Raw genomic sequence first — 20,025 nt, forward strand, 5'->3', positions numbered from 1 at the left:
GGCGAAAAGGGCCCTGGGTGGGTATGCACAAGGCCGGCGACGATGCTGGGAGCCCGCGCTCTTGGCGGGCTCCCAGCATCGGGAGCCGGAGCTGATCTTTGTGCAACGCCCATCGATGTATGTGCTTGGTGCGGAACTCACCGGACCGCACCAGAGCCCCTTGATCGTTCGCGGTGCGACAGGACCTACTCTTCGACTCCGCTCACCATGTTGTAGTAGAAGATGAACGACGGGTCGAGGGTCTCTTCGACACCGGTGACGCCGTCCCGGACTGCGGCGATCTGGTCGCGCTGCCACAGCTGGATGATCGGAGCTTCCTCCGCCACGATCCGGGTGGCGTCTTCGATCGCCGCGACCCGGGCATCCTGGTCGGTGTCAGTACGGATCACCTCGATGAGCTGGTCCATCTCATCGTTGCTGTATCCGTAGTTGAGGAAGTTCTCCGTGTGGAAGAACGGCACGATGTAGTTCGACGCGTCCGGGAAGTCCGGGAACCAGCCCAGGTCGAAGGCGTCCATGCTGCCGTCCGAGAACACCGTGGAGTACTGGCCCCAGGACAGCTGCTCGAGGGTGACGTCGAACAGGCCGCTGTCTTCCAGCTGCCGCTCGATCTCGCCGTACATGTCGCCGATCTCGGCGCCGTAGCGGTCCGGCATCCACCACAGGTCGAAGGAGACCGGGGTCTCGACGCCGGCGTCGGCGAGGATCTGCTCCGCCGCGGCGACGTCGGGCTCACCGTACTGCTCCTGGAACGACGGGACGTGACCCGCGACGCCCTCCGGCACCGGGCCGTACAGCGGCGTCACCGTGCCGCGGTAGACGGACTCGGCGATGGCATCCCGGTCGATGATCTGGGCGATCGCCTGCCGCACGGCCGGCTCGTCGAACGGCTCCCGGCTGACCTGGAGCACCATGTAGTTGATCTCGGTGCCTTCACCGACCACCACGTTGACGCCGCGGTCGGCGCCGTTCTCCTCGAGGTCGGCGATGTCGGTCACGGACAGGCTGCGGTAGGCGATCATCACCTCGCCCTCTTCGATGGCCTGCTTCAGCGCGGACTCCTGCTGGTAGAACTGGAGCAGGACACCGCTGTTGTTGAGCGGGCGGTCGCCGGAGTAGTTCGCGTTGATGCCCAGCTGGATCTGCTGGGTGACGTCGAACGACTCGATCGTGTACGGACCGGAGCCGAACGCCTGATCGTTGGGCTGCAGGGCGTCCGCCGGGTAGGACATCGGGACGATCGACGCGGCCGCCGTGGTCAGGATGTAGGGCAAGGTCGCGTCAGCAGTCGACAGGTTGAACACCACGGTGGACTCATCGGTGGCCTCGACGCTCTCGATCGTGGCCAGCAGCTCCCAGCCGCCCGACTCGTGCTCGATGGCCTTCTGCCGCTCGATGGAGTGCACGACGTTCTCGGCGGTCAGCTCGCTGCCGTCGGAGAACAGCAGGCCGCTCTTAAGCGTGCAGCTGTAGGTGGTGTCGTCGACCCAGTCGCAGCTCTCGGCCGCGTCCGGCTGGGGGTCCGTCTCACCGAGCGGCACCGCGAGCAGCCGCTGGTAGACGTTGTAGGCGATGTTCCAGGACGGCTTGTCGTAGGCGCCAGCCGGGTCGACGTTGGTAACGGTGTCGGTCGTGCCGAGCACGATGGGCAGCTCCGAGGTGGGCTCTTCGACATCCGCGTCGTCGCCATTGGCGGCGCCGTTGGCGTCAGCCGGTTCCTCGTCGTCTCCACCGCATGCTGCCAACACGAGCGCGCCCGCCGCCGCGAGTGCGGCCGCGGCTCTGAACCTCCGTGTGCGCATTAGGTCCACCTCGATGTTCTAGGAGTGTGGCCGCCATCGTGACGGCTGGGGTGTTTCTCGGCAGGTTAGTCGCTTCATGACCCCGTGTGCGATGGACCGAGATCCCACTCAGGTAACGATCCGGTCACGCCGGGTGACCCCTTCCGTCACGTGACGGAAGGACCCCCGACCGGGGTTCGACGTATGTGGTGAACTGGCCCGAAGGCGCTGTCAGCAGCGCTGAAATGTGACATATTGCGCCTGTGCCTGCCAGCCCTTCCGCAGACGTGATCGTCATCGGCGCGGGCGTCGTCGGCGCCTCGTGCGCGTGGTACGCCGCACGCGCGGGGCTGAAGGTGACGGTCGTGGACCGCGGCGCCGTCGCCGGCGGGACCACCGGTGCCGGCGAGGGGAACATCCTCGTCTCCGACAAGCCCGCGGGCCACGAACTCGATCTGGCGCGGCTGTCCTCCGGCTTGTGGGCGCAGGCGCATGCCGAGGTCGGAGGTTTCGAGTACCAGCGCAAAGGGGGCTTGGTCGTGGCGGAGTCCGAGGCCGAGCACGCCGGACTCCTGGCCACGGCCGCCGGTCAGCAGGCAGTGGGCGTGGAGACCGTCGTCGTCCCCGCGCAGGATCTGCCGGAGCACGAACCGCACCTCGCCCGCGATCTTGCCGGCGGCGTCTACTACGCGCAGGATGCCCAGGTGCAGCCGATGCTGGCGGCGGCCAGGCTGCTCGCCGATGCACGCGCCCATGGCGCGCAGGTCCGCACCGGAGTCGAGGTGACGGGCATGCTCCGGGCCGGAGACCGGGTGACCGGAGTCCGCACCGCCGAGGGCGATCTCCCGGCCGGCGCCGTCGTGAACGCGGCCGGCACCTGGGGCGGCGAGGTGGCGGCGATGGGCGGAGTGCGCCTGCCGATCCTTCCCCGGCGCGGGTTCATCCTGGTCACCGAACCGCTGCCGCGCATGGTCCGGCACAAGGTGTACGCGGCCGGGTATGTGTCCGACGTGGCGAGCGACGACTCCGGTCTGCACACGTCACCGGTCGTCGAGGGGACCGAGGCCGGGCCGGTCCTGATCGGATCGAGCCGGGAACGCGTCGGGTTCGATCGCGCCATGTCCGTCGGCATCCTCAGCCGGCTCGCGGCACACGCCGTCCGGCTGTTCCCCGTGCTGACCGCGGTCAAGGTGATCCGGGCCTACCGGGGCTTCCGTCCGTACTGCCCGGATCACCTTCCCGTGCTCGGTCCGGACGCCCGGGCCCCAGGTCTCCTGCACGCGTGCGGGCACGAAGGCGCGGGAGTCTGCCTGGCGCCCGCTTCTGGCCACGTCATCGCCATGGCGCTCACCGGCCAGGCCAGCCCCGTGGACCCGCATCCGTTCCGCCCGGAGCGATTCGATGAGTGACGTCTTCGACTTCGACGGCCGGGCCGTGCCGTTCAGCGCGGGGCAGAGCGTGGGCGCCGCGCTCGTGGCGGCCGGGATCCTCTCCTGGCGCACCACGCGGGCAGGCCACCGGCCGCGAGGCATCTTCTGCGGGATCGGCGTCTGCTTTGACTGCCTCGTCACGGTCGACGGGGCGCCGAACCAGCGCGCCTGCCTCACCACGGCGCGAGGCGGCATGCGGGTACGTGCCCAGGAAGGAGACGGCCATGCCGGACTGGACACTTGACGTGGCGGTGGTCGGTGCCGGTCCTGCCGGCCTCGCGGCGGCCGCCGCTGCCGCCCACACGGGTACGCGGGTGGGGGTCGTGGACAACGGCCGCCGGCCTGGTGGGCAGTTCTGGCGGCACCCGGTGCACCGCGGGCACGAGGTCGCGGACCTGCAGCACGACGTGCACACCTTCGCCGCGCTCGCGCCCGCCCTGCACTCGGTCACGTACCTCTCCGTCCACGACGTCTGGTCCGTGGCCAGGACGGACGGCGGGTTCACCATCCGTGCGCTGCACCAGGACGCCGAGGTCACGGTCCACGCCCGGACACTCGTACTGGCCACCGGCGCCTACGACCGGCAGCTTCCCTTCCCCGGCTGGGACCTGCCGGGCGTCTATACCGCGGGCGGCGCGCAGGCGCTACTCAAAGGGCACCAGGTGGCCGTAGGCCCACGGGTGGTTGTCGGGGGGACCGGGCCGTTCCTGCTGCCGGTCGCGGCCGGGCTGGCGCGGCGCGGCGCACACGTGCGCGGGGTGTTCGAGGCGAATCGTACGGCGGGCTGGCTGCGTCACCTTCCGGCTGTAACCGGGGCGGGAGCCAAGGCGGCCGAAGCCACCGGCTACGCGGCCACGCTGGCTCGGCACCGGGTGCCGTATCGCGGCTCGCACGCCGTCGTCGCCGCCCACGGAGACGGCCACGTGGAAGCGGTGACCGTCGCCCGCCTCAACAGGGACTGGTCGGTGCGGCCGGGATCCGAGCGTACGGTCGCATGCGACGCCGTCGCCGTGGGCTGGGGGTTCACGCCACGGCTCGAGCTGCCCCTGGCGCTGGGCTGCGCCACGCGTGTGGATGTCGACGGCTCAGTGGTCGTCGATGTCGACCACCGCCAGGCGAGCAGCGTCCCGGGTGTCTATGTCGCCGGCGAAGCGACCGGCGTCGGCGGTGCCGCGCTCGCCGTCCTCGAGGGCGAGATCGCCGGGCTCGCGGCCACCAGCCTTCCCACGCACCATCTGCTCCGGCACCGAGCCGCCCTGCGGCGTTTCGCCGCGGCCATGCATGCGGTTCATCCGGTACGGGACGGCTGGCAAGATTGGCTCTCGCCGGAGACCGTCGTCTGCCGGTGTGAGGAGGTCACCGTCTCCTCCATCCGGTCAGCCGTGCACCAGCTCGGAGCCACGGACGCCCGGTCGGTGAAGCTCATGTGCCGGGCGGGCATGGGCTGGTGCCAGGGACGGATCTGCGGCTTCCCGGCCGGCGTCATCGCGGCGGCCGAGACCGGCAGGCCGGCGGACCTTCGGGGCCTTTCCGAGCGCCCGATCGCCGTACCGATTCCGCTCGGCGTCCTCGCCGCGGCGCACGAGGATCACCCCGGGACCGCCCGGACACTAGCGCGGACGTCCGGCGCAGCAGGCGCCGAGGACGACCCACCACGAAGGGAACACAAGGGATGACAGCTTCGGACCGCACACCCTGGCACGGTGTCATCGTCGCCACTGCACTGCCGTTCCGGGACGATCTCGGCGTCGACCTGGACCGGTTCGCCGAGCACGTGCGATGGCTGGCGGAGAACGGCTGCGACGGTGTCTGCCCGAACGGTTCGCTGGGCGAGTACCAGGTCCTCACCGACGACGAGCGGGCGGCCGTCATCCGTACCGCCGTCGACGCGGCACCGGAGGGCTTCACAGTGATGGCGGGCGTCGGCGCGTACGGAGCCCGGGAATCGCGACGCTGGGCCGACCAGGCGGCCGAGGCTGGTGCCCAGGTAGTGCTCGCGCTGCCGCCGAACTCCTACCGAGGTGACCGCCGGGCCGTCGTCGATCACTACCAGCAAGTCGCGGCGGCCGGCTTGCCGGTCTGTGCCTACAACAACCCCATCGACACGAAGATCGACCTGACCCCGGATCTGCTTGCCGAGCTGCATCAGCAGGGCCTGATCGTGGGGGTCAAGGAGTTCACCGGCGACCCGCGGCGCGGCTACGAGATCGCTGAGCTCGCCCCCGGCCTCGACGTGCTGGTCGGCACCGACGACTCCGTGGTGGAGATGGGGCTCGCCGGCGCCAAGGGATGGATCGCCGGCTTCCCCAACTCGCTGCCCCAGCCGTGCGTCGAGCTGTACCGAGCCACCATGGAACACGACCTGGACACCGCACTGCCGCTGTACCGGAAGCTGCACAAGCTGCTCAGATGGGACTACCGTACGGAATTCGTGCAGGCCATCAAGGTATCGATGGAAGTCATGGGCCGGTACGGCGGGCCCTGCCGGCCGCCGCGGCAGCCGCTGCTTTCAGAACAGGCCGCCGAGGTCCGCCGCGAGACCGAACGCTGCGCCCCCTCCCAATGATCATCGACGATTGATCGTGTCATAGCACGGTCAATCGTCGATGATCACGGGGAAGGGGCGGGAGAAAGGAGCAGGCGATGCGAACCAGCCGGGTCTTCCACGCCGTGGACTCGCACACCGAGGGCATGCCCACCAGAGTGATCACCGGTGGGGTCGGCACGCTGCCGGGAGCGACGATGTTCGAGCGGCGGCAGTGGTTCGTCGAGAACATGGACGCAGTACGCAGGCTCCTCGTGAACGAGCCGCGGGGCCACGCTGCGATGAGCGGCGCCATCCTGCAGCCGCCGACGCGGCCGGACGCCGATGCCGGGGTTCTGTTCATCGAGGTCTCAGGGTGCCTGCCGATGTGCGGACACGGCACCATCGGAGTCGCCACCGTCCTGGTGGAGACGGGCATCGTCGCGGTCACCGAGCCGGTGACCACCATCCGGCTCGACACCCCGGCGGGCCTGGTGGTCGCGCAGGTGGCGGTGCGCGACGGCGCGGCCGAGTCGGTGACCATCCGCAATGTGGCGTCCTTCAGTCACGAGCTCGACGCCACGGTAGACGTCCCCGGGTACGGCACCGTCCGCTACGACATCGCCTACGGCGGCAACTTCTACGCCATCCTCGACCTGGACCAGCTGGACATTCCGTTCGATCGGTCCGAGAAACAGCGCATCCTCGACGCCGGCCTCGCGATCATGGACGCCGTCAATCAGCAGCGGCGCCCCGTGCATCCGGACAACCCGGCCATCGACGTCTGTCACCACGTGCAGTTCCTGGCTCCCGGCTCCACTGCCCGGCACTCCCGGCACGCCATGGCCATCCACCCCGGATGGTTCGACCGATCACCGTGCGGCACCGGAACGTCCGCACGGATGGCGCAACTGCATGCCCGGGGCGACCTGCCAATGGACACCGACTTCGTCAACGAGTCGTTCATCGGCACCCGCTTCGTCGGGAGGCTCGTGGACGAGACGACGGTGGCCGGAAGGCCGGCTGTGGTGCCGACGGTCACCGGCCGGGCATGGATCACCGGCACCGCGCAATACATGCTGGACCCGTCCGATCCGTTCCCCGAGGGCTTCCAGCTGTGACGCAGACTACCCGTCTCTCGGCCGCACGTTCCGGCGCACCACCGGGTGGCCGCGTTCGCGAGAGTGTCTCTGGCCGGAGGCCCGGCACCCGCCGTGCCGTGCACGTACTGGGCCGATTCGCCGTGCCCGCACTGCTGGCGGCCCTGTTCGCCGCGCCGCTGTGGTTCATGGTGACCGGGTCGCTGCGACCGGCCGGGCTGCCGCCTCCACGGACGCTGGAGATCCTCCCGCCCGAGCCGACACTGGCGGCCTACACGCGGCTGCCCGAGCTGATGCCCTTGTTCACCTACCTCGGCAACTCTGCCCTGGTGGTCGCGATCGCCGTTCCGGTCACCGTTGTCGTCGCCGGGCTCACCGGCTTCGGCATCCGGCTGCTGAGCCGCACTGCCCGCCGGCGGGTGCTCGTGGGACTTCTGGTGGTGCTCCTGGTACCGGTGACCGCCGTGTGGGCCACCCGGTTCGAGGTCTTCCGGCTGGCCGGGGTGGTCGACACGTTCATCCCGCTGCTGGCCCCGGCACTGCTGGCGGTGAGCCCGTTCCTCATCTTGCTCTATGCGTGGAGCTTCGGCGGAATCCCGGAGAGCCAGCTCCAGGCAGCGCGCCTCGAGGGCGCAAGCTGGCTGGCGATCTGGCGGCGACTGGCCATGCCGCAGGTCCGTCCGGCCACGCTCGCGGTCGCCGTGCTCGCGTTCACCTTCCACTGGGCCAACTTCATCGACCCACTGCTCTACCTGCACAGCGGCGACCGCTACACGTTGCCGCTGGGACTGCAGTTCCTACGGCTGCTCAACCCGACGGACTGGCCGCTGCTCATGGCCGGATGCGTCATCGCCACCCTGCCGTGCGCAGTGGTCTTTCTCTTCGCGCAACGGATTCTGTTGAGCGACGACCCCCTGGCCGCTCTTCGAGGAGGACGACGTTGACCCGGACCGACAGCTGGCGCCTCGGCGTCGCGGCCGTGCTTGCCCTCATGCTGGCCGCGTGCGGGGGAACCACGGGAAGCGCCTCGACGACCGACATCACCGTGGTCCTGTTCGGTGACGCCGAGGAGATCACCGGCTACCAGAGCATGGTGGAAGCCTTCGAGGACGAGAACTCCGACATCAGCGTCACGCTGTCCCCCGTGGCCACCCAGGACGACCTGATGGCTCGCCTGACCACGTCGTTCGCGGGTGGGAATCCACCGGACGTGTTCCTGCTGAACTTCCGCCGCTACGGGCAGTTCGCCGCGCAGGGCGCCATCGAACCCGTCCAGTCCTATCTGGACGACAGCGAAGTCCTCGACGAGAGCGACTTCAGCCCCAGAGCGCTCGACGCCTTCCGGTACGACGGCGACGAGCTGACCTGCATGCCCCAGAACCTGTCCTCGCTGGTGGTCTATTACAACGAGGATCTGTTCGACGCGGCCGGCCTGCCGTACCCCGAGCAGGGCTGGGCCTGGGACGATTTCCTCGCCGCCGCGAGCGAGCTGACGTCCGGCGACCATTACGGCGCGGGCGTCGCGCCGTCGATCATCCGGCTGGCTCCGTTCGTGTGGTCCAACGGCGGCGAGATCGTCGATGACGCCGACCGGCCCACCACCTTGACCCTGACCCGCGACCCCGCGACCCGTGAGGCCGTGGACTGGTTCCTCGACCTGCAGCTGGTGCACGGCGTGGTGCCGCCGGACGCGGAGGAGCAGAGCGAGTCGAGCGAAGCCCGGTTCCTGCGCGGAACCCTCGGCATGTACTTCAACAGCAGAGTCGCCGTGCCCACCCTGCGCACGATCGACGGGTTCGAGTGGGACGTCGCTCCGCTGCCCGTGGCTCCGGGCGGTGAGCCGGTCTCCATCCTCCACAGCGACGCCTACTGCATGAGTGCCGGCCTTCCGGATCAGGACGCGGCCTGGCGGTTCATCGAGTTCGCGATGAACACCGGCGGCCAGGAGATCCTCGCCGAGTCCGGCCGTACCGTGCCGTCGCGACTGGACGTGGCCGGGTCGCCCGCCTTCCTCGAACCCGACTTGCCACCCCGCTCGTCGCACGTCTACCTGGACGTGGAGCCGTACCTGCGTGCGACGCCGCGAACGGCCACCTGGTCCCGGGTGGAACGAGAATCCAACGCCTTGCTCGAAGAGGTCTTCTACGGCCGGGTGGACCGCGAGGAGGGGCTGCGGCAGCTTGAGGACAGCGTCCGTCCCCTCTTCGATCTCCAGGTGGGAGATGACGGCTCATGAGCGGCGGACTGACAGGAGCCCGGAACGGCGACGGCCGGAGCGGCGGCGCAGGCATCCGCCTGGAGAAGCTGTCCAAGTCTTACGGCCGGGTGCGCGCACTCGACGGCGTCGATCTCGACGTGCCGGCCGGCGAGCTGGTCACGCTCGTCGGCCCGTCGGGGTCCGGCAAGTCGACCATCCTGCGGCTGATCGCCGGGCTGGACCGGCCGGACGGCGGACGGGTGCTGGTGGGCGGCCAGGATGTCGGCGAGCTGCCACCGCATCGCCGCTCGGTGGCGATGGTATTCCAGGACTACGCGCTCTACCCGCATCTGAGCGTCCTGGAGAACCTCCTGTTCGGCATGCGGGTGCGAAAGGTACCGCGCGCGGAGGCCCGGCGCCGGGCCCACGACGCGGCTGCCCGGCTCGGCATCTCCGACCTGCTCGAGCGGCATCCGGACCAGATGTCCGGCGGTCAGCGTCAGCGGGTCGCCCTCGCCCGCGCGGTGGTCCGGGAGCCGAGCGTATACCTGCTCGATGAGCCGCTCGCCAGCCTCGATGCCCAGCTGCGGATCACCACCCGGGCGGACTTGCTGGCCCTGCACCGCCAGCTGGGAACCACGACCGTCCACGTCACCCACGATCAAGCTGAGGCGATGACTCTCGGAGACCGGGTCGTCGTCGTCCATGAGGGGCGGGTGCGGCAGGAAGGCCCGCCGCAGGAGGTGTACGACGAGCCGGTCGACACGTTTGTCGCCCGGTTCCTGGGCAGCCCGCCGATGAACCTGGTCGCCGGTGGCGGCGTGCTCGGAGGCGAACCCGAGACCATCGTCGGGCTACGCCCGGAAGACCTCGCCCTGGACGCCGACGGGCCGATCGAAGCGAGCGCCGAGGCGGTGGAGACGCTGGGGAACGAGGCAGTACTGCTGGCCCGCTGTCTCGACGGCACTCGTCTGACAGCCCGCACGGAGCCGCGGCTCCGCATCCGCCCCGGCGATGCGGTACGGCTCCGGGCCATCCCGGGACGGCTGCACCGGTTCGATGCCGGCACCGGACGGCGGCTGTGACGGCGCCCGAGGTGGCACCGCCGGACACTCCACGACGCGCACGATCGGACCGGACGCTTAGCGGGTGGGCCTTCCTCGCGCCCTACGGCCTGGCCGTGGCCGTGCTGATCGCGTTGCCTGCGCTTCTCAACGTCGGGTACGCCTTCACCGATCACACCGGGTTGACGCGCGACCCGCAGTTCATCGGACTGGACAACGTCCAGAGACTCACCTCGGACACGTTCTTCCGCGACAGCGTCGAGGCTTCGTTGTTCCACGTCGCGGTCTCCGTGCCACTCCGGCTGATCGCGGCGGTGGGCTTGGCCCTGCTCCTCGCGGCGCCCCGACCCGGCGGCCGGTGGTTCCGCACCGCGGTCTACCTGCCCACCGTGATTCCGGACGTCGCGCTGGCGGTGCTGTTCCTCTGGGTGCTCAATCCCCTGTACGGGCCGCTGAACCAGCTGCTGGGGTTGTTCGGGCACTCCGGCTTCAACTGGCTGGCGGACCCGTCGACCGCACGGGTAGGCGTCGTACTGATGCTGCTCTTCCCGATCGGTGAGGGCTTCATCGTGGTGCTCGCCGCGCGCCGGATGCTCGATGGGCGGCTGTACGAGGCGGCGGCGCTGGAGGGTTGCGGCCCGTTCGGGCAGCTTCGCCGGCTCACCCTCCCTCTGCTCGCACCGGTACTGATCCTCCTGGCCGTCCGGGACACCATCCTGACCCTCCAGGTCAATTTCGTCCCGGCCTATGTGCTCACCGACGGCAGGCCGGCCAACGCCACGCTGTATCTGCCGGTCTACATCTTCGACCAGGCCTTCGAGTTCTCCGGCTTCGCCTATGCCGCTCTGATCACGATCGTGCTCATGGTGATCACCGCGACGATCATCGTCGCCCAGCTGCTCGCGGTACGACGCTGGCGGATCCTCCGATGATCTACACCACGCTCCGCGTTGGCTCGAATCGCCGAATTGGCCATTGGTCGCGCTTCAATTCCATCCACCACCCGTTGAGGAGCCTCACTTCTATGCGCACAGTTGACTTCTCTGCGCAAAATCGCGCCACGGCCCCCGTAAGCTCCCTTTCGCGCGATTCTGCGCAGAGAAGTCAATCCACAGCAGAGAAGTCGCGGCAGGATGCCCCCATCAGTGAACCCGTGACCAGAATGCGCTTCACGGCGATCAAGCGCTGCGCCGCGGCTGCCGTCGCCGGGGCGGTTCTCGCCGCATGCGGCGGCGACGACCCCGGGGCCAGCGCGGAATCAGGCATGGGCCAAGCCGAGGGCATGCTGGCCAATCTGCCGAGCTGCGACCGGGTACCGCTCGACGAGGAACCGGAGATCGACGCCGACGTGCCCGGCCTGGTCCTTCCCGACGACGCCCGGCTGACCTCGGTTCTCGAACAGGGCTCCCTCACCACGGTCGACGGCACGATCCGTATGACACCGCTCGATCTGCGGGCCGACTACGAGAGCCGCACAGACCTCGACGTGATCCGGATCGAGGACGAGATCTTCGAGACGGAAGTGCTACTCCGCGCTGACGGACACCGGATGTACCTGCGAGCCACTGCGCTGTGTGCCGACGGAACCGCGCTGTCGGCCGTCATCGGCCCCGATACCGAGGATACCGATCTCCCGGAGTTTCAAAGCGATCTTTAGAATGATCATGTAAACCATGTTTTCTCGTGCTTCACCATGTCTACAGTCCTGGTGAAGCACGGGAAAACATGGTTTACATGATCATTCCGGCGCCCACAGCCATACTCGACGCTCCAGGCCACCGGTCACAGTCGCCGTTCCACACCCCCGGGTCACGCTCAACTCCTCACTCACTCCGCGGCACGGCCTCGCACGCTCACCCGACCACTCCACTCACTCGTCGTCTCGCCGTTCCTTCAGATGTCTAATCGATCCCATCGCGATTCCCGGCACTTGCTCGGTGACGGCAGGTCGGGGCCGGTTTAGTCTGCGCACAATGCGACCGGTCCTCAGGTCGCTCCCGTGCGCCGGACAGGGAGATTCCGCATGAACGCGACACTCACCCGACATCGCCGAAGCATCGCGGCTGCGGCGATCCTCGCCCTCGTCACCGCTGTCACACTGATCGCGTCTCTGGTATCGGCGGGTGATCAGGACTCGCTGGCCACAACGACGCCTACCGGCCCCATGGAGTTGCCCGACGAGTGGATGGCCGCACAGCGGATGAGCGACGGCAGTACCGAGATATCCGCTGCGACCTACAATTCGGCACGCTCGGAGGCGGACAAGATCGCCCAGCGCACCCGCAGCGTGTACCGCCACCTCGCCGAGCAGGACTGGGAGTTCTTCGGCCCCTCAAACATCGGTGGCCGGATCGTCGACATCGCCGTGGACCCCGAGGTGGACGACCAGATCTTCATCGCCGCCGCTTCGGGTGGTGTGTGGAAATCGAGCGACGCCGGCATGACCTACGAGTCCGTCTGGCCGGACTCCTGGGTTCAGGGCATGGGCGCGGTGGCCATGACCAGCGACGGCGTCCTCTTCGCCGGTTCCGGTGAAGCCCAGCCGGGTGGTGGATCGATCACCTTCGGCGGCAACGGCGTCTACCGCTCGACCGACCGCGGCGAGACATGGGAGCACCTCGGCCTCGAGGACAGCCACGCTATCGCCCGGTTCGCCATCGACCCGAGCGACGAGGACCGGATCTTCGCGGCCGCTGCCGGAAACCTGTTCACGCCCGGCGGCGAACGCGGTGTGTACCTGACCGAGGACGGCGGCGACACCTGGACCCAGGTGCTCGCGCCACTCAACGACACCACCGGCGCCACCGAGGTGGTCATCGACCCGGACAACCCGGATCGCGTCTACGCAGCCATGTGGGACCACCTCCGTGAGCCTCACCAGCGCACCTACGGTGGGCCCGGATCCAGCCTGTGGCGCTCCGACGACGGCGGCGACACCTGGCAGCGGATGACCAACGGACTGCCGACCGACGACGACCAGGGCCGCTGGGGACTGGCATTGGCGCCCAGCAACCCGGATCGCCTGTACGCCTACGTCGGAACCGCGCTCGGCCCGTTCCGGGCCTTCTACCGGTCCGACGACGGCGGCGACACGTGGACGCAGACACCGGTCACCGCCGCGCAGGCCTCGCAGTCGACGTTCAGCTGGTGGTTCGGCAAGATCTTCGTGGACCCGGAGGACCAGAATCACGTCTTCCTCATGGGCGTGAACCTGATGCGCTCGACCAACGGAGCGAACTCGTTCTCCAGCTCCAGTGGCGTCCACGCCGACCAGCACAAGATGGTGTGGGACCCGAAGGTACCGAACCGCGTGTACCTCGGCAACGACGGCGGCATGTACCGCTCGGACACCAACGGTGTCAGCGGTTCGTGGACAAAGGCCACCTACGAGCCGTACACGCAGTTCTACTCCGTCGACGTCGCGGAGACAAACCCCGTCCTGCATGTCGGCGGCACCCAGGACAACGGCTGCAACCGTGGCTACAACGGGGTCGGCGGCCCCTGGAACTCCATCGGTTGCGGTGACGGCCTTCAGGTCATCATCCATCCGGAAGACCCCACCATCGTCTTCGGCTGCAGCCAGTACGGCTCCTGCTACCGCTCGGAGAACAGTGGCGGTACCCCGCGGCAGAACATCGGGCCCGGCCAGACGACTTCGGCCCGGCGCAACTGGTTCACCCCGCTGCAGTTCGACCCCAGCAACCCAGACGTCATGTACTACGCCGGGAACATCGTCAACCGCTCGACCGACAACGGTCGCACCTGGACGGCCATCAGTCCGGACCTGACCGACGGCGGCCCGAACGACCCGGCAGGCTACCCGTGGGGCACGATCACCGCGGTGGCTGCGGCACCCACGGACGGCGACAAGCTGTACGCCGGCACCGACGACGGCAACATGTGGTGGACCGACGACCTGGGCGAGAACTGGAACCAGGTCGACGCCGACCAGATTCCCGGCACGTGGGTCACCAGGATCGCCGTGCACCCGGACGACGCGGACATCGCCTACGCCACGTTCTCCGGTTTCCGCTCCGGCAGCGACCGGCCGCACGTGATGGTCACTCAGGACGGCGGCAAGAGCTGGACCGACATCGGCAAGGGCCTGCCCGACGCCCCGGTCAACTCGGTGATTCCGACGTCCGACGGCCTCCTGGTCGTGGGGACCGACGTAGGTGTCTTCATGTCGGCGTGGAACGGCGGTGAATGGGCAGCGCTCGGCGCTGACCTGCCCATGGCTGCCGTAATGTACATGCGGTACCACGAGCCCAGCCGGCAGCTGACCGCGGCCACGTTCGGGCGGGGCATCTACGACATCGAGGTGCCGAAGTGCCGGGCCGCGTCGACCAAACTCCCGCTGCGCAATCCGGGCTCGGGTGTCACCGGAGTACTGGCCTCCTGCCGGGGAGCTCAGTGACCAGGCTCTAGGCTTGGTGCATGAGTGGGACGGGCTCGATCAAGTTGCCGACATTCGCCAAGCGGACCAGTCTGAGAGAGCAAGTCGCGGATGCGCTACGCGCGGCCGTCGTGTCAGGCGAGATGAAGCCGGGGCAGGTCTACTCTGCCCCGGCGCTCGCCGCGCGCTTCGGGGTATCGGCGACGCCGGTCCGAGAAGCGATGCTCGACCTGTCCAAGCAAGGCTTGATCGAGACCGTCCCGAACAAGGGCTTCCAGGTCACCAGTATCTCCGATGCCGATCTGGATCAGATCACCGAGATCCGACTACTGCTTGAACCGCCGGCGGCCTCGATTGCCGCACGGCGTGCCACCGACGCCGACGTCGTGCGGCTGCGGCCATTAGCACAGGAGATCGTCGAATCCGCCGCCCGCGGCGATCTCATCAGCTATGTCGAGGCCGACCGCGCATTTCACGGCCAGTTGCTCACCATCGGTGGGAACCGGCAGCTCGTGGACATCGTCTCGGAGCTGCGCTCGCGCACCCGCCTGTACGGGTTGTCCGGACTCGCTGAGCGGGGCCTGCTGGACACCACGGCGCGGGAGCACCTGACGATGTGCGACCATCTAGGCCGAAACGACGCAGATGCACTGCGCACGCTGATGCATACTCACATCGGGCACGTCCGCCACGAGTGGGCCGGCAAAGCCCTTGCGCACCATGCCGTTGATGGCAATTCGCCAGCATAATTGACGGTCTGTATTTGTAACATGTGATATGTCATACTGCTATTGTCCGTGAGTCTGCGCGCAGCTTTTCCCTGTGGAGGAGTATTTGGAACTCACGATGCAGCAGTTGTTGGACGCACTCGCCGAGCGGGTTCGCCGTCCGGCGGTGCTCGAGGATCGCTTCATGCGTCTGGTGGCCTACAGTTCGCACGATCAAGCGATCGATCACGTCCGGGAAGACTCGATCCTGCGCCGCCACGCGTCCGCCGAGGTGAAGAGCTGGCTCACCGAATTCGGTCTCGGCACCGCACGGCGTCCGTTCCGGCTCCCGGCCAATCCCGAGCTCAACATGCTGCCGCGAGTATGCGTTCCCGTGCTGCACAAGGACAAGGTCCTCGGCTATCTATGGTTTGTCGACCAGGACGGATCCATGAGCACCGCGGATATCGAGTTCTGCCTCAGGGAGGCAGCGGAGCTCGGAGGACAGCTGCATCGAGACAGCGTTGCCAGCCTGTTCTCGAACGCGCGCCTTTCCGGCGCGATGCACACGCTCTTGAGCGACTCGCCGCTGGCCGGCGAGGCAGCCGAGACGCTGGAGGAAGCCGGCTACATCGCACCGGAGCAAGGCATAGCAGCCGTCGTCATTCAGGGAGTTCCGGCGGATTCTTCCGAGAGCGTCGACATCGAGGACCCTCTCACCCAATCTGTGGCCGACTTCTGCCGCCTGGTCCGGCGCGGGCAGGCGCTCGACCTGGTCCGCAAAGATCATTGCGTACTTCTGCTCTCCTGCGCCGACGACGACGATCCGTATCTGCGGGAACGCGTCGAGCTCGCCACGCAACTGACCAGAACCGCCCTTGCCGCCGCTGGCTCGTCGGCCTCGCTGGTGGTCGGCGTCGGCGGCCGCCGAACCCGCCTCCACCAAGCCAACGAGTCGTTTCACGAGGCACGGATGTCCGCCGACGCAGCACGGCTCCTCCCCGGCATCGGTGAGGTCATCTACTGGTCCGGGCTAGGGGTTCACCAGATCGTGGTGAAGCTCGCCGCGCTGGGTGAACAGGTGCCGATCGTCCATCCTGGCCTGGGAAGGCTCATGGCCGAGCCCGACGCGTTACCACTGCTGGAGACGCTGGAGACCTATCTCGACGTCGCGGGCAACGCACAAGTCACGGCTGAGCGGCTCAACCTGCACCGCACGTCGCTCTACTATCGTCTCCAGCGCCTGGAACAGCTCGCTCACACCGACTTGAAGAACGGGGTGGAACGGCTCGCGCTCCATCTGGCTCTCAAGGTGGCGCGTATGACAGGCCAGTACGTACCGCGACTCGCGCGCGAGGACGCCCAGCCCAACTCCTCGGCCCAGCGCACCGGTCCACGCGTCGCCCTCTCCCGCTGACCCTGACTCCCCTGTTCGGGCGAGGGGTGGCGGAGATCGCTCTGCGGGCTCCGCAATCTGTGGCGGTGAAGCATGCCACAGATTGCTCTTTAGACGCCCGCTGCCGCGATCTCCGCCACCCCTCGCACCGTCCCAGACCCCGGGACGTGAGGTGAGGTCGGCGTGAAGGGTCGGGAAGTGCGGCAGCGGGCACCCTACGAGCTTCGTGTGGCATGCTTCACCGCCACACGACGCGAGGCCCGCAGAGCACTTCCCGACCCTTCACGCCCACGCCCTACTCGAAGGCAGGCCCGGCGTCCTCGGCCGCTTGCTCACTCGCGTCGGCGCGCTCGTCGATCTTGGCGAGCACCTCCGCCTTGCGGGCGTCGGCGTCGATCTGCGCGCCCCGGCCGAACGTGGTCATCGCCGCAGATCCGCAGTCCTCGCTCCCGCGTACCCGGTTGCCGCTGGCCACGGTAGCCGGGTCGTTGTCGGAGCAGGTGAGGTCACCACGGATCACGTTTCCGGTGACGAACGAGTCTCCACTGGACCCGGTGATGGCGAGATCGCCGCCGAACACGTTGAACTCACACCCGGACACCGGTCCGGCGCCGATCTGAACGAGGTCCCCGTTCCCGGTGAAGGTCGCTGCACCGTCGATCTCGGAGCCGCAGACCACGCTTCCCCATTCCGAGTCCGTGACGCTCAGCGAACGCTCCACGACCGTGTCGTAGACGTCGGTGAGCAGGTCACCGGTGGTGGTGACGTTGCGCGCCACCCATCCGGATTCGATGAACGTCTCACCCTCGGTCGAGGTCACGTTGTTGCCGTGCACGGAGTCGAGGCTGTAGTAGAACTCCGGCGCGTTGGCATTGACCGCTCCGGTGAGCTCGCTACTCTCCGTGTACACGCCGAACGCCGCGTTCAGCCGGGTGGAACCGGCGACGGCGCTGTCCACTACGCTGGCGAACCCGTCCGCTTGGACCACGAGGTTCCCCGCCACCGAGGTATCGGTCAGCAGCAGGTTCCCACCCGCCCGTACCGTCGCGTTGCCCTGAATCACCACGTCGCTCAGCTCACACGACGCGTCCGCGCGCACCACCAGGTCTCCCGGGATGGTCACGCCCGATGCCGTGCCGTCGCAGAACGTCGTCAATTGCGCCTGCGACGGCGCCGCCACCCCAACCAGGACCAGGCCGACACCGGCCGTGGTCACCATCAAACGCTGAAACCGCATGTGTCTCCCCTTGTTTTGAGAACAGATAACGGTGAATGTGTTCCGGGTGAGGCGTCAGCCGACGCCTCACGACCGCGTACGCATCGCGCACGGCGATCACCGTGCCGCGTGATCTACACGCTGATGACCACCTCCTCCGAATCGAGCGACACGGGCTCTCGCTACCCGAGGGCCCGCCGCAGCGCGGCCGCGCCGCCCACCACCGGCAGGTGCACGTGGCTACCGTTGAGGTGCACGTCGATCTCGCTGCCGAAGTTGAAGCGGGACTGGATGTTGGTGTCCACGCCAGCGATGACGATCCCGATCCGGTGTCCGGCCTCGAAGACGTAGTCGTCGGTCATGATGTCCCACTCCAGCCGGTGCGACTCACCCGGGTCGAAGCCGCTCTCCCCGGTGAGGAAGCTGGCGCTCGCCCAGCCGCGCGCCACGACCTCATGTGGCAGCGTCCTGGTCACGCGTTCGACGTCGGGGTAGCACCCGGTGTCGGCTTCGGTTCCCTGCCCGAAGCAGCTGATCGTGGAGAGGTTGGTGATGCCGCCGTTGGTCCAGTTGGTCCGCTCGGCGGTGCCATAGTCCACCACGTAGGCGGACAGACCTGCGTCGAGTCCGTCGATGGTGGCGCGCAGAGACATCTTCGTCTCACCGCTGATCCGAACCGGCTCGGTGAGCTCGTCGGTCATGAACACCAGGCGCCGCGAGTCGTCGCTGAACCCGTTCTGCACCACCGTGTTCAGAGCCCGCCGCGATTCGGTGAAACTTTGGGTACGCGGGGACAGGTTGCGGCGGTCGAGGCTCAGCGCTCCCTGCCGGGGATCGGAGGCGTTCTCCGGCTGCCCCAGCCGAAGGAGGGTCTCGGAACCGCCGGGCCAGGTGTCGAAGGTGCCCCAGTCTCCCAAGCCGTGTTCGATGTCGGCCACCGGCTCGTCCATGATCCCGTTCTCGATGCCGTGCAGCCAGTAGTCGAACCAGCGGTGAATGGTCACCATCCATTCGTCGCGACGGAAGTCGAAGGCCTTCTCGTGCGCCACCGGGGAGAGCCAGATCTTGCGCGGCACATCGTTCTCGGCCAGAGCGTCCCACCACTCGCCGTAGTTGATCGGCTTGACGTTGTAGTCGTTGGTGCCGTGGACGACGAAGACGCTCGCCTTGACCTTGTCGGCGTCCTTGATGAAGTCCCGCTCCACCCAGAACTCGTGATTCGGATCGGCGGTGATCTCACCGAGCGCGAGCTCGGATCGGACATCGGAGCATTCCGAGAACGGCGGCAGCTGGTTCGAGCCCTGGATGGAATTCGCGAGGCTCAGCGCGGTGTGACCCTGGAAGTGGACGCCGTTGTGCCAGTACCAGTGATACCAGCTGGAGATGCCCTCGATCGGCACGATCGTCGCCAGGCCATCCACACCGCGCGCGGCCACGCCATTCGCCACCGTGCCGTCCCACGACTTGCCCACCATGCCGGAGAGCCCGTTGGACCAGTCGGCAGCCACCTCGTTGCCGTCGAGGTCATAGGCGACGCCGTCGCCCGCCAGCCACTCGATCAGTTTGACGGTGTTGTCGATCTCGGCCGGCCCGCCGATGTCCAGGCAACCGGTCGAGCCCCGGGTGCCGGCTAGGTCCAGCAGCGCCACCGCGTAACCGCGCGGGACGAAGAAGTTGTCGTAATACAGGGGGAACTGATCGATCGGCCCGCCGGGCACGGGTTTGCGTTCGCCGAGCCGCCCTCGCCCATTGCTGTGATAGTACGGGCTGGCGACGACGATGGTGGGTACCTTGACGCCGTCCTCCGTTGCCGCAGGCCGGATGATGTCGACGTAGATCTCGTCCAGCTCGCCGGTGTCCTGGCTGCTCGTGGCGCCCGGCAGGACGATCGCTTCCCGGACCGCGCCGGCGTAGTCGAACGCGGGCTGCGTCACACCGTCCTCGACCACGATTCCGGCCGGCTCAGCGGCCGTGGTCGTCTTGAACTGGTCGCCGTCGAGCAGCCGGCGAGCATCCCGCTCCGCCGAGGGGTCGACGTCCGGGGTGTCGGTGAAGATGTCGGTGGCCGGCCACTCGTCGACCGGCTGGTCGGAGGCAGGCTGAGCTTGTCCTGCCGCGGGAATGGTCGTGGCGGCGAGGACTCCGGCCCCGACCACCACCACCGCGCGCCGCCATGCGTGCCTGAACGTTCCCACTGGCTCTCCGTTCTCGTGT

The 20,025-nt window shown here is 68.0% G+C and carries 16 protein-coding genes; 13 read left to right on the forward strand and 3 right to left on the reverse strand.

Going from position 1 to position 20,025, the window contains the following annotated elements; translation table 11 throughout:
- Positions 1 to 185 precede the first annotated feature (185 nt).
- Positions 186 to 1,802, reverse strand: a complete 1,617-nt coding sequence (locus G1H11_RS03570) for an ABC transporter substrate-binding protein (protein ID WP_163816155.1) — start codon at positions 1,800 to 1,802, stop codon at positions 186 to 188.
- Between the two features lie 242 nt (positions 1,803 to 2,044).
- Between G1H11_RS03570 and G1H11_RS03575 the strand changes: the two genes are divergently transcribed.
- The 13 genes from G1H11_RS03575 to G1H11_RS03635 all read left to right on the forward strand — a co-directional run bounded on the left by G1H11_RS03575 (position 2,045) and on the right by G1H11_RS03635 (position 16,616).
- On the forward strand, positions 2,045 to 3,190 hold the full coding sequence (locus G1H11_RS03575) for an FAD-dependent oxidoreductase (protein ID WP_163816156.1): 1,146 nt from the start codon (positions 2,045 to 2,047) through the stop codon (positions 3,188 to 3,190).
- A complete protein-coding gene (locus tag G1H11_RS03580; RefSeq protein ID WP_163816158.1) occupies positions 3,183 to 3,455 on the forward strand; it encodes a (2Fe-2S)-binding protein in 273 nt (90 codons plus the stop codon). Before G1H11_RS03575 ends, G1H11_RS03580 begins: the two co-directional genes overlap by 8 nt.
- On the forward strand, positions 3,436 to 4,887 hold the full coding sequence (locus G1H11_RS03585) for an FAD/NAD(P)-dependent oxidoreductase (RefSeq protein WP_163816160.1): 1,452 nt from the start codon (positions 3,436 to 3,438) through the stop codon (positions 4,885 to 4,887). The genes G1H11_RS03580 and G1H11_RS03585 overlap by 20 nt, the downstream gene beginning before the upstream one ends.
- On the forward strand, positions 4,884 to 5,777 hold the full coding sequence (locus G1H11_RS03590) for a dihydrodipicolinate synthase family protein (protein WP_163816162.1): 894 nt from the start codon (positions 4,884 to 4,886) through the stop codon (positions 5,775 to 5,777). Before G1H11_RS03585 ends, G1H11_RS03590 begins: the two co-directional genes overlap by 4 nt.
- Positions 5,778 to 5,854: 77 nt before the next feature.
- Positions 5,855 to 6,856 carry a proline racemase family protein gene (locus tag G1H11_RS03595; RefSeq protein ID WP_163816164.1) on the forward strand — a complete coding sequence of 334 codons (1,002 nt, stop codon included), beginning with the start codon at positions 5,855 to 5,857 and terminating at the stop codon, positions 6,854 to 6,856.
- The gene (locus tag G1H11_RS03600; protein ID WP_163816166.1) at positions 6,853 to 7,779 is read left to right on the forward strand and encodes a carbohydrate ABC transporter permease; all 927 of its coding nucleotides are present in this window, start codon (positions 6,853 to 6,855) and stop codon (positions 7,777 to 7,779) included. Before G1H11_RS03595 ends, G1H11_RS03600 begins: the two co-directional genes overlap by 4 nt.
- Entirely contained in the window at positions 7,776 to 9,071 is a 1,296-nt protein-coding gene (locus tag G1H11_RS03605) for an ABC transporter substrate-binding protein (protein WP_163816168.1), read from the forward strand. Before G1H11_RS03600 ends, G1H11_RS03605 begins: the two co-directional genes overlap by 4 nt.
- Complete coding sequence (locus G1H11_RS03610; protein ID WP_163816170.1) at positions 9,068 to 10,117, forward strand: ABC transporter ATP-binding protein; 1,050 nt, start codon at positions 9,068 to 9,070, stop codon at positions 10,115 to 10,117. The genes G1H11_RS03605 and G1H11_RS03610 overlap by 4 nt, the downstream gene beginning before the upstream one ends.
- A complete protein-coding gene (locus G1H11_RS03615; protein WP_163816172.1) occupies positions 10,114 to 11,028 on the forward strand; it encodes an ABC transporter permease subunit in 915 nt (304 codons plus the stop codon). Before G1H11_RS03610 ends, G1H11_RS03615 begins: the two co-directional genes overlap by 4 nt.
- 221 nt (positions 11,029 to 11,249) lie before the next feature.
- A complete protein-coding gene (locus tag G1H11_RS03620; protein ID WP_163816174.1) occupies positions 11,250 to 11,753 on the forward strand; it encodes a hypothetical protein in 504 nt (167 codons plus the stop codon).
- A gap of 366 nt (positions 11,754 to 12,119) precedes the next feature.
- Positions 12,120 to 14,513, forward strand: coding sequence for a WD40/YVTN/BNR-like repeat-containing protein (locus tag G1H11_RS03625; RefSeq protein WP_163816176.1), 2,394 nt, complete (start codon positions 12,120 to 12,122; stop codon positions 14,511 to 14,513).
- Positions 14,514 to 14,533: 20 nt separating this feature from the next.
- A complete protein-coding gene (locus G1H11_RS03630; protein WP_163816178.1) occupies positions 14,534 to 15,241 on the forward strand; it encodes a GntR family transcriptional regulator in 708 nt (235 codons plus the stop codon).
- Positions 15,242 to 15,338: 97 nt separating this feature from the next.
- Positions 15,339 to 16,616, forward strand: a complete 1,278-nt coding sequence (locus G1H11_RS03635; protein ID WP_163816180.1) for a PucR family transcriptional regulator — start codon at positions 15,339 to 15,341, stop codon at positions 16,614 to 16,616.
- A gap of 274 nt (positions 16,617 to 16,890) precedes the next feature.
- Here G1H11_RS03635 and G1H11_RS03640 read toward each other — a convergent pair whose 3' ends face one another.
- Together G1H11_RS03640 and G1H11_RS03645 are read right to left on the reverse strand one after the other, a co-directional pair.
- Positions 16,891 to 17,832, reverse strand: a complete 942-nt coding sequence (locus G1H11_RS03640; RefSeq protein ID WP_163816182.1) for a hypothetical protein — start codon at positions 17,830 to 17,832, stop codon at positions 16,891 to 16,893.
- Between the two features lie 161 nt (positions 17,833 to 17,993).
- Complete coding sequence (locus G1H11_RS03645) at positions 17,994 to 20,006, reverse strand: CocE/NonD family hydrolase (protein ID WP_163816184.1); 2,013 nt, start codon at positions 20,004 to 20,006, stop codon at positions 17,994 to 17,996.
- Between the last annotated feature and the right edge of the window lie 19 nt (positions 20,007 to 20,025).

Source organism: Phytoactinopolyspora alkaliphila (genome assembly GCF_010550695.1).
In the GTDB taxonomy this organism is placed as follows: domain Bacteria; phylum Actinomycetota; class Actinomycetes; order Jiangellales; family Jiangellaceae; genus Phytoactinopolyspora; species Phytoactinopolyspora alkaliphila.